The organism is Tateyamaria pelophila (assembly GCF_019966495.1).
In the GTDB taxonomy this organism is placed as follows: domain Bacteria; phylum Pseudomonadota; class Alphaproteobacteria; order Rhodobacterales; family Rhodobacteraceae; genus Tateyamaria; species Tateyamaria pelophila.
In genome coordinates, this window is sequence record NZ_JAIMIA010000051.1 from 25,808 (window position 1) to 34,775 (window position 8,968).

General features: G+C 58.8%; 8 protein-coding genes. 2 read left to right on the forward strand and 6 right to left on the reverse strand.

Features of this window, described 5'->3' with window-relative positions:
• Positions 1-16: 16 nt before the first annotated feature.
• From LC354_RS15670 to LC354_RS15695, 6 genes are read right to left on the reverse strand one after another with little or no spacing between them, the layout of a single operon-like run.
• Positions 17-1,042 (reverse strand): extracellular solute-binding protein, encoded by a 1,026-nt coding sequence (locus tag LC354_RS15670; protein ID WP_223425392.1) that lies wholly within the window; start codon positions 1,040-1,042, stop codon positions 17-19.
• Positions 1,043-1,073: 31 nt separating this feature from the next.
• On the reverse strand, positions 1,074-1,880 hold the full coding sequence (locus LC354_RS15675) for an ABC transporter permease (protein ID WP_223425394.1): 807 nt from the start codon (positions 1,878-1,880) through the stop codon (positions 1,074-1,076).
• Entirely contained in the window at positions 1,873-2,775 is a 903-nt protein-coding gene (locus LC354_RS15680; protein WP_223425395.1) for an ABC transporter permease, read from the reverse strand. The genes LC354_RS15675 and LC354_RS15680 overlap by 8 nt, the downstream gene beginning before the upstream one ends.
• Positions 2,772-3,827, reverse strand: a complete 1,056-nt coding sequence (locus tag LC354_RS15685) for an ABC transporter ATP-binding protein (RefSeq protein ID WP_223425397.1) — start codon at positions 3,825-3,827, stop codon at positions 2,772-2,774. Before LC354_RS15685 ends, LC354_RS15680 begins: the two co-directional genes overlap by 4 nt.
• 41 nt (positions 3,828-3,868) lie before the next feature.
• Complete coding sequence (locus LC354_RS15690) at positions 3,869-5,350, reverse strand: amidase (protein WP_223425399.1); 1,482 nt, start codon at positions 5,348-5,350, stop codon at positions 3,869-3,871.
• A 57-nt stretch (positions 5,351-5,407) separates the two neighbouring features.
• The gene (locus tag LC354_RS15695; protein ID WP_223425401.1) at positions 5,408-7,312 is read right to left on the reverse strand and encodes an adenylate/guanylate cyclase domain-containing protein; all 1,905 of its coding nucleotides are present in this window, start codon (positions 7,310-7,312) and stop codon (positions 5,408-5,410) included.
• A 136-nt stretch (positions 7,313-7,448) separates the two neighbouring features.
• Between LC354_RS15695 and LC354_RS15700 the strand changes: the two genes are divergently transcribed.
• Entirely contained in the window at positions 7,449-7,898 is a 450-nt protein-coding gene (locus LC354_RS15700) for a YHS domain-containing (seleno)protein (protein ID WP_223425403.1), read from the forward strand.
• A gap of 660 nt (positions 7,899-8,558) precedes the next feature.
• Positions 8,559-8,968, forward strand: a 410-nt coding sequence (locus LC354_RS15705) for a transposase (RefSeq protein ID WP_223421634.1), incomplete at its 3' end; no start/stop codon positions are given.

Here is an 8,968-nt window from a genome sequence, read left to right on the forward strand (position 1 = left end):
CCCCGCATCAAAAGACTTACTTCAGCAGTTCTGTCCAGATCGCGGTATAGAGATCAACCGCCGACTGTGGGCAGGTTGGTAGGAACTTGCCCGCCGCCGCGAACTCTGCCGGTGTCACGATCTCGGGTGCGGTTTTCATATCTTCTGGCATGAATTCTTCGGATCCCGCGACCCCGTTCGCATAGCGTGCGAAGGCGGAAATCATCGCCGCATTCTCAGGCTCGAGGATGAAGTTGATGAACTGATAGGCTTCATCGACGTTCTGTGCGTCAGCCAGCAGCGCAACCGAGTCCATGAACAACGGATAGCCTTCCACGGGGTAACCATAGACCACGTCCGGGTTGTTGATCCGGGCGCGCATGGTGGACCCGTTCCAGTTGACCGAAGCCGCATAGTCACCGGAGGACAGTTTGTCCGTTGTGCCGTAATCCATCGACAGCCATTTTGGTTTGGCCGCCATCAACCGGTCGCGCACGGTCCGGAGCACGGTCAGGTCTTCGGTACAGGCCTCGCCGCCCGCATTAAAGATTGCCATGTTCAGAACGTCATTCATTTCGGGTACGATGTTGATCTTGCCCACCAACTCTTCAGGCGGATCAAGGAACAACTCGGAGGTGTTCGGGTCACCGTCGTAAACGCTTGTGTTGACGGCAATCCCCACCGATCCCCACTGCCATGGCACGGAATGGGCGCGGTCCGGATCCCATGGCACGTCTTTCCATTCGGCGGCGATGTTGCCGATGTTGGGGATGCGGGAATGGTCCAACTCGGTCAGCAGGCCCTTGCGGACGTAGACCGGGATATAGTTGGCCGACGGCACAACCAGATCAAAGCCCGACGCCCCCGCTTCGACCTTGGTCAGCGCGGTTGTGTTGCTGTCATAATCCGTGACGGTCACGGCGATGCCCGTCTCTTCCGTGAACTTTTCCAGCATCTCGGGGCTGGTGTAGTTGCCCCAGTTGTACAGGTTCAGCTCACCTTCGGCCAACGCAGCAAAAGTACTGCCCAGCAGGGCCGTAGTGGCAATAAGATAGGTCTTCATAAGGATACTCCCTTTTTGGATTTGGAACGGGTTATTCCCGCTTTTTGGTCAGAAATACGAACGCAATCAGGATCAGGACGGTCAGCGCCAGCAACGCTGTCGAGATGGCATTGACCTCGGGTGTGAGGGCGCGCCGCAGCTGACCCAGCATATAGGTGGGCAACGTGTCCTGCCCTGCCGATTTCACGAACTCGGTAATGATCACATTATCAAGCGAGATGATAAAGGCCAGCATCGCACCCGCAATCACCCCGGGCAACAGCAACGGCAGCGTGACATAGCGAAACGTCTGCCAGGGCGTCGCATAGAGATCGGCGGCGGCAGTTTCCATGCTGGTGTCCATCCCTTCCAGCCGCGCCTTGATCGGCAGATAGGCAAAGGGCACGCAGAATGCCGAATGCGCAAGGATGAGGTAGCCCAGACCGGTATAGCCCGTCGCAATCTTGACCGAGGAGAAGAAGATCAGCAGCGCCACCGCCGTGACAATTTCGGGCACCATCAACGGCTGATTGATGATCATGTAGATCGCCGTCTGTCCCTTGAACCTGCCCCGTCTCGTGGTGCCAAGGGCGGCCATCATCGCCACCGTGGTCGATATGACGGAGGCCCAGAGCGCGATGATCAGTGAGCGCACCGTGGCATCCTGCACCGCCTGATTGTTGAATGCCACCACATACCATTGCAGCGAAAACCCGCCCCACTGATTGACCGAATTGCCGCCATTGAACGAATAGATCACCAGCGTTGCGATGGGCGCATAGAGCAGCACAAACGACAAGATCGCGATAAAGGTAAACCCCGGCAGGGTCGTCACATCAAAGGCGCGCTTTTTATTCATGGGGCGTGTCCCGTGACGAGACGCGCGTATAAACCAGCAGCGACACCAGAACGACCAGCAGCAGCAAGGTCGACAGCGCCGCACCCAGCGGCCAGTTCTGACCCTGTCCGAACTGCAGTTCGATGAAGTTGCCGATCATCATGTTCTTGCCCCCGCCGAGCACGCGCGGCGTCACATAGGCACCGAGGCTGGGAATGAACACCAGAATGGACCCGGCAATGATCCCCGGTTTGATGATGGGCAGGATGACCCCCCGCAACACCTGCAAGCGCGAGGCATAAAGGTCATATCCGGCCTCGATCAGGCGAAAGTCAAAGCGGTCGATGGCAGCATAAAGCGGCAGAACCATGAGCGGCAGATAGACATAGGCCATGCCGATCAGCACCGCCGTGTCGGTGTACAAGATCTGGATCGGTTCCGAAATCAGGCCCGCATTGATCAGCGCAGTGTTCAGGATGCCCTCGTTGCGGATCACCTCCATGATCGCAAAGGTGCGGATCAGCAGGTTGGTCCAGAACGGAATGGTAATGAGAAACAGCCAGAAGGCCCGCGATTTGGCAGGCCGTGTCGCAATGAACCACGCCGTCGGCAGGCCGAAGGCGAAGGTGATGAGCGTGGTCGCGATCGACAGTTTGACCGAGCGCCAGAAGATCGACAGGTTCGCGTCCGCGAAACTTACGGTCTGGTCGAAAATATCCCTTTCGAATAAAACGCGAAACCAACCGTCTCCGGACAGGATCCACCGGACGCCGGAATAGTCCCCCTTTTCCAGTACGGAATAGACAGCAACGATCAGCAAAGGCCCGCTCGCCGCAAAGACCAGCAAGACCAACGCAGGCGCAGACAACAACCAGCCGTTGGCACCCTTGCTGCGTTGTGCGCCGTTGCCCTTCATGATTTCAGGACCTGCACCGCTTTGGCATCGATCGCGATGCTCACCGTATCGCCGACATTGAATGTACCGGCGGACTTGGACTGGACCCGTGCAATGATGTGGCTGCCATCGCCGAGCTTGAGGTCGTAATGGGTATCCGTGCCCAAATAGGTCGTCTCGGCGATTTGCGCGGCAATGCCCGCGCCAGCCGTCGTCAGGCTGACTTGCTCTGGCCGGATTGCAAGCGTGACCGCCCCGACCTGCCCGTCCAGCACAACATCCAGAGCGTCGCCCGTGCCGATGCGGACCTGGTGCCCTTCGACAACCCCTTCAAGGAAATTCGTCTCGCCGATGAAGTCGGCGACAAAGCGATTGACCGGATGCTCGTAAATGTCGTGCGGCGTGCCGACCTGCAGCAGTTCACCCTGAGACATGACGCCGATGCGGTTCGACATGGTCAGCGCTTCTTCCTGATCATGCGTGACGAACACAAAGGTGATACCGGTTTCAGTCTGAAGTCGTTTCAGCTCGCTTTGCATCTCTTTGCGCAGCTTGAGGTCCAGCGCCGAGAGCGGCTCATCGAGCAGAAGCACCTCAGGCTCCGGCGCCAACGCGCGGGCAAGTGCCACGCGCTGCTGCTGCCCCCCCGACAGTTGCTGCGGCAACCGGTCGGCAAAGTCTTCGAGTTTCACCAGCGCCAGAACCCGCGCGACGGCCTTTGCCACGTCGCCCGCAGGTTTGCCGAGCATCTTCAGACCGAAGCCCACGTTTTGCGCCACGCTCAGATGCGGAAACAGCGCGTAGGACTGGAATACCGTGTTTACCGGCCGCTGATTGGGAGGAATGTAAGTGATATCGCGCCCAGACAAATGGATGGAGCCCGATGTCGGCGTTTCGAACCCGGCGATACAGCGCAAAAGCGTGGTCTTGCCGCATCCGGAAGGTCCGAGGAGCGTGAAAAATTCGCCCTTTTCAATTGAAATTGAAACATCTCCAAGCGCCGTGACCGCGTCTTTTCCAGTTGCGTAGATTTTACCAATATTGCGCGCATCAACTGCGATGGGTGTGTTCAATCGCTGGTCCCCCTGTTCGCACTGTGCAATGCGTTTTGAGCTTATGCAAGATAGTCCAAGAGCATCGAGGGCCTTTGGTGGGCCCAGGGTGCGGCCTGTTCAATTTCTGCACAAAGCGCAATCAGCGTGGCATCGTCGCCGAACGCCGCAGCCAGATGAATGCCGACGGGCAAGCCGTCATGGGTCCAATGCAGCGGTACCGATGCGGCGGGCTGCCCGCTGGCGTTGAACGTGGCGCAGAACGGAGAATACTCAAAAACGCCCCCCGGACCGATGCGGTAGTTCTCATAGTCTTCGCGTTCATGGGTAAAGCGACCGACCAGCGCGGGCGGCTCGGCCAGGGTTGCAGAGAGGATGATATCATAGTCGTTGAATGCTGCGGCCATCTCCCGCCCATAGGCGTGGATCGCGTTGACCGCTGCCAGATAATCCGCGCCCGAAATCCCGGCCGCATAGGCGATGGCCCCCCGTGCGATCCCCTGAACGTCACCTTGCCGCAGGTCACGCCCGTTGGCCCTTGATCTGTTGTGGATCCAGAGCGCCGTGCCGCAGGCGACGATCTTGGTCCATGCCCGCATCATGCCTTCGTGATCCGCTTTTGGGCATGCAGGCGTCACATGATGCCCCAGACTTTCGAGGGTCCTTGCCGTCTCAAGCACGGCTGTCTTACAGGCGGCGTCAATGGGTTTTCCGGTAAATGTGGTGTCACAGACCGCGATACGCAAACGCCGCGGGGGGCGGGCGATGGCTGCGCTGTAACTCATCTCCATTTCGGGTGCGGCATAGGGTGCGCCCAAATCCGGACCGGCACAGGCATCCATCATCGTGGCGTTGTCGCGAACAGATCGCGTCAAAAAGCCGTCGATCGCCATCCCGGCCCACCCCTCACCGGCCATCGGCCCATCCGGAAGCCGGGCCCGCGTCGCCTTGAACCCGAACAAGCCGCAGCTCGAGGCCGGGATACGCACCGACCCGCCGCCGTCCGATCCGTGCGCCATCGTCACAATGCCAGACGCGACCGCAGCACCCGACCCGCCGGACGATCCACCGGACGTGCGCGACACATCCCAGGGGTTGCGCGTCGGACCGTCGTACACAGCAGCTTCTGTCACGGGGCCAACGCCCCCTTCCGGCGAGGTCGTTCGCCCGAATGTCACGATGCCCGTCGCCCGCATCCGGCGGTAGATTTCGCTGTCGTAGCCATACCGCGTGTCCCGCAGCAGGTTTGACCCGCTATGGGACGGAAAATCGACGGCCTCGGCCCCGAGATCCTTGATCAGAAAGGGAACGCCCCTGAAAGGACCCTCCGGCAATCCGGCTTTGATCGCGGCGCGTGCGGTTTCTTCCTGCATCAGGACAACCGCGTTCAAATGCGGGTTGAAGGCGGCAACGCGCGCCAGTGCTTCATCCAGCAATTCATCGGGCGAGACGGAACCCGATGCGACTTGCTGCGCCAGAAATGTCGCATCGTCCTGTTCGTGCAGTCCCATCGGTGCGATCTTTCTCAGTGCAGTGAGTTTCAAGTTTTTGTCCCGGCGCGCGCACAGGATATCAAGACCTTGATCGCGCGCAAGACTCCGCTAGTCAAAGCCCGCCTTTTGTAACGCTTTCAGAACGGTCTGCCGGTTTTCTTCGCCCTTGAAAATCTGTGCAATGTTCTGTGCTTTCAGAAACGGATAGCGCGCCAGTGCCGCGGCTCTGTATTCCTCCGCCTCTTCCGCCTGCCCCAACATGGCATAGGCCCCAGCGCGAAACATGAGGCTGACCGGTTCTTCGCTCATGCGGCCCGGGTACGCGGCGAAGACGTCCAGAACAGCCTGATACTGCCCCAGCATCAGGTTCGATCCGATCGGGCAATTCAATTGGTCACTACGCGGATAGGGATCAATCCTCAGCGCAAATGCCGACGCTTCCAAAGCTTCCGCTGGACGCCCGGAGAACATTAGAATGCTGCACCGTTCCGCGTGACTCATGGCATTGTTGGGGTTGATCTCCAGCGCCTGGTCAATCGACCGTTCCGCGCCCGCAAGATCGCCGGAATACTTCTGGCCAGCAGCCAGCAGTTCAAACGCCCCCGCATTGAAGGGATCAAGTTCTATGGCCTTGCGCGCCAGCGCGATCGCGGTCTCCAGAGAATACTCGGGGCGAAAGGTCCAGCCGAAGGACAAATCATTGAGATGGGTTTGCCCCAGAGCCGCAATCGCGTCGGCATAGTCAGGGTCCTCCTCCAGCGCCCTTTCAAAAAGGTCGCGCGCCTCGTTGTTCGCTTCCCGGACAACCTGTCTGAGCAGGTCACGGCCCTTGAGCACCAGATCGTAAGCCGTCAGGCTCTCTGTCGGTGTCGCGGCGACGCGGGTTTCTTCTTGCAGCGTCACCCGCACGGCCAGCGCGGCAACCATCTGACGCACGAGACGATCCTGCACCTCGAACAGATCGGTCATTTGCGCGTCGTAGCGTTCTGACCAGATCAAAAGCCCGTTCGAGGTGTCGCTGAGTTGTACAGTGATGCGGATATTATCATCGGACCGCTGGACCGACCCCGTCACAACGTAATCCGCCCCCAAGTCCATGGACAGCTGCGTCACTGGCACAGACTGCGACTTGTAGGGGGCCACAGCGCTCCACGACAGAACCAGCAGGTCGGAAAAGCGCCCCAGCGATCCGATCAGTTCTTCGGTCACACCGTCCCCGAAATAGCTGTCTTGCGCCGCACCGCGGCTCTCAAACGGCAGAACGGCAATGGCCGGTTTTTGCAATACGGCTGAAACCACCGCATCGCCGCTATCCTGCGCAACCGGATCCTCCTGGCCTATGCTGAAAACCCCGGTCACGAATGCCACCGCAACAAGACTGCATATCGCCACGCCCACGAGCAGGAGCGCAGCGATCTTGCGGCGCGGCTTTGGCCTTGCGCGGTGTTGCGCGGCCCCGTCCCCGGTCGTAACGGCAAAGACGTGCAAGGGCTCATCGATGTTCTTGACCGTGTGAAGACCACGATCCTCGAATGCGACCGGAATCCTGTTTCCGACCTGCTCCTTGAAAGCGGCGGAAACCGCAATGCCGCCCGGATCAGCCAGCGCTTCGGTGCGCGCCGCAACATTGACGCCATTGCCGAAGATATCATCGCCATCGACGATGATATCGCCGATATTCAAACCGATGCGGAATTCAAGCCGCGCGTCCTGTGGCAGATCGGCATTGGCCTGTTTGAGCTTTTCCTGAATAGCGAGCGCGGAAGACAGGGCATCGACGACGCTGTCGAAAACCGCAAGCACCGCATCACCAGCGGTGCCAACGACTCTGCCGTTGTACCCGCGCAGTGCCGCATAGAGCAGTTCGCGATGCGCCATCAGCCGGGCATGCGTCCTGCCCTCGTCCTGCGCCATCAAACGGCTGAACCCAACGACATCCGCATGCAGCACAGCCGCAAGCCGCCGTCCCGACGTGCCGCCTTTCTCAGGCGTGCTGGGCGTGTCGTCATCCATTTGTGTCGCCTCGGCTCACAACAATTCGCACAAAAACCCCGTTTTCCTTGGTTTGCTTTAAAATACTATCGCTTCATGCATTAAATGCGCTATTTATCTGATCAATCAATACGCGTATTCGGGGAGACTTTTTGTCATGCAGACAATTCGTAAATGCTTTGGGATTGCCGCAGCGAGCGCAGTCATCGCCTTTGCCTCGATGGCGCAGGCCGAGCAAATCAACACCAATGGTCAAAACATCGCACTCGATGGATATGACCCGGTCGCCTATTTCACGCAATCGCGTCCGGTTGTCGGCGCGTCGGAATTCCAGTCAGAATGGCAAGATGCGATCTGGCAGTTTGCGTCGGCGGAGCACCAGTCGATGTTCGAAGAAAGCCCGGAGAAATATGCACCGCGCTATGGAGGGTTCTGTGCCGGAGCCATGTCGGTAAAAGGGTACAAAGCGGAAATTGATCCCCAATACTGGATGATCGTCGATGGCCAACTCTTCCTCGGCGGAGAGCAACGGGCGATGGATCACTTTGACACGGATGCCGGTGTCAAAATCAATCAGGCCGATTCGAATTGGCAAGCGCTGAACTGACTTTGGTACGGCTCCAACAAGGGAACGCGCTTGTATTGGCCGCGCGGACGGCATCCGGGCACCCGAATATTTGGGATAAGTTCGCGACGGCCGCGTCCTGAATAGGAGTGATGCCCCCATCGACCGGAATTGTCCTGATCAATCCTGCGCCCCACGTGACCGACGTCAAACCACCATGCTTGGCCCTGAATGATCTCATCAAGGGCGCTCCAATGATTGCGAGAAGCGCCGTTTTCTCAAAGGTGTGATCTTTCAAAAAACTGATCTTACCGGACTTCGTAGATCTCGATCGGAAGTCCCTCCGGGTCGGCAAAAAACGTAAACCGTGATCCTGTGGTCTCATCAATCCGGACGTGTTTGATGCGCCACCGCGTTTAGAATTTGTCTAGTTTATCGAATGCCGCGCGAATGGATCACGCGCATTCGCCCGTGATTGGTCATTTGCAATCGGCAATTTGCGCCTTTCCAATAACGCGAAGCAAGCCTAAGGCAGCGCCTGAGCGCAAAGCATTCCAAAACATCCTGCGATCTGTCAGCCCCCCTCTGCTTTGGCCGGTTGCATTCAACCCGCATTCCCCAAGTAGATCTCTGATTTCGCTGTCTTGAACGTGATATTTTCTATATATATCATGGCGTTGGTTGCTGCGGAGGATGTGTTTCATGGATCACCCAGAGGGTGCGGGCTTGCAGCGGGCAGATCGTGTGGATTTTGACCCTCGCGTGCGGCTGGAATTCCGGGGCGCTCAGCTCAGTTCGGATGGCGGCCTTCTGGTGATGCGCGAGCTTGATGACGCGCTCGGTCTGTCCAATCTGGCGTCTGCTGCCCTGTGCGATAATCGCCGTGGCAAGAACACGATCCACCGGCTCGACGGGCTGTTTCGGCAATCGGTCTACGGCCGGTTGGCAGGATACGGGGACGTCAATGACGCCGACCGTCTCGCGCTCGATCCCGTGATGCGCCAGGTTGTCGGTGGCCGTGCCGTCGATGCGCATGCCGCATCCACGTCGCAGATGGGCCGGTTCGAGACCGAGGGACTGGCGACCGCAGAGAACCGGGCGGCTCTGTCTGA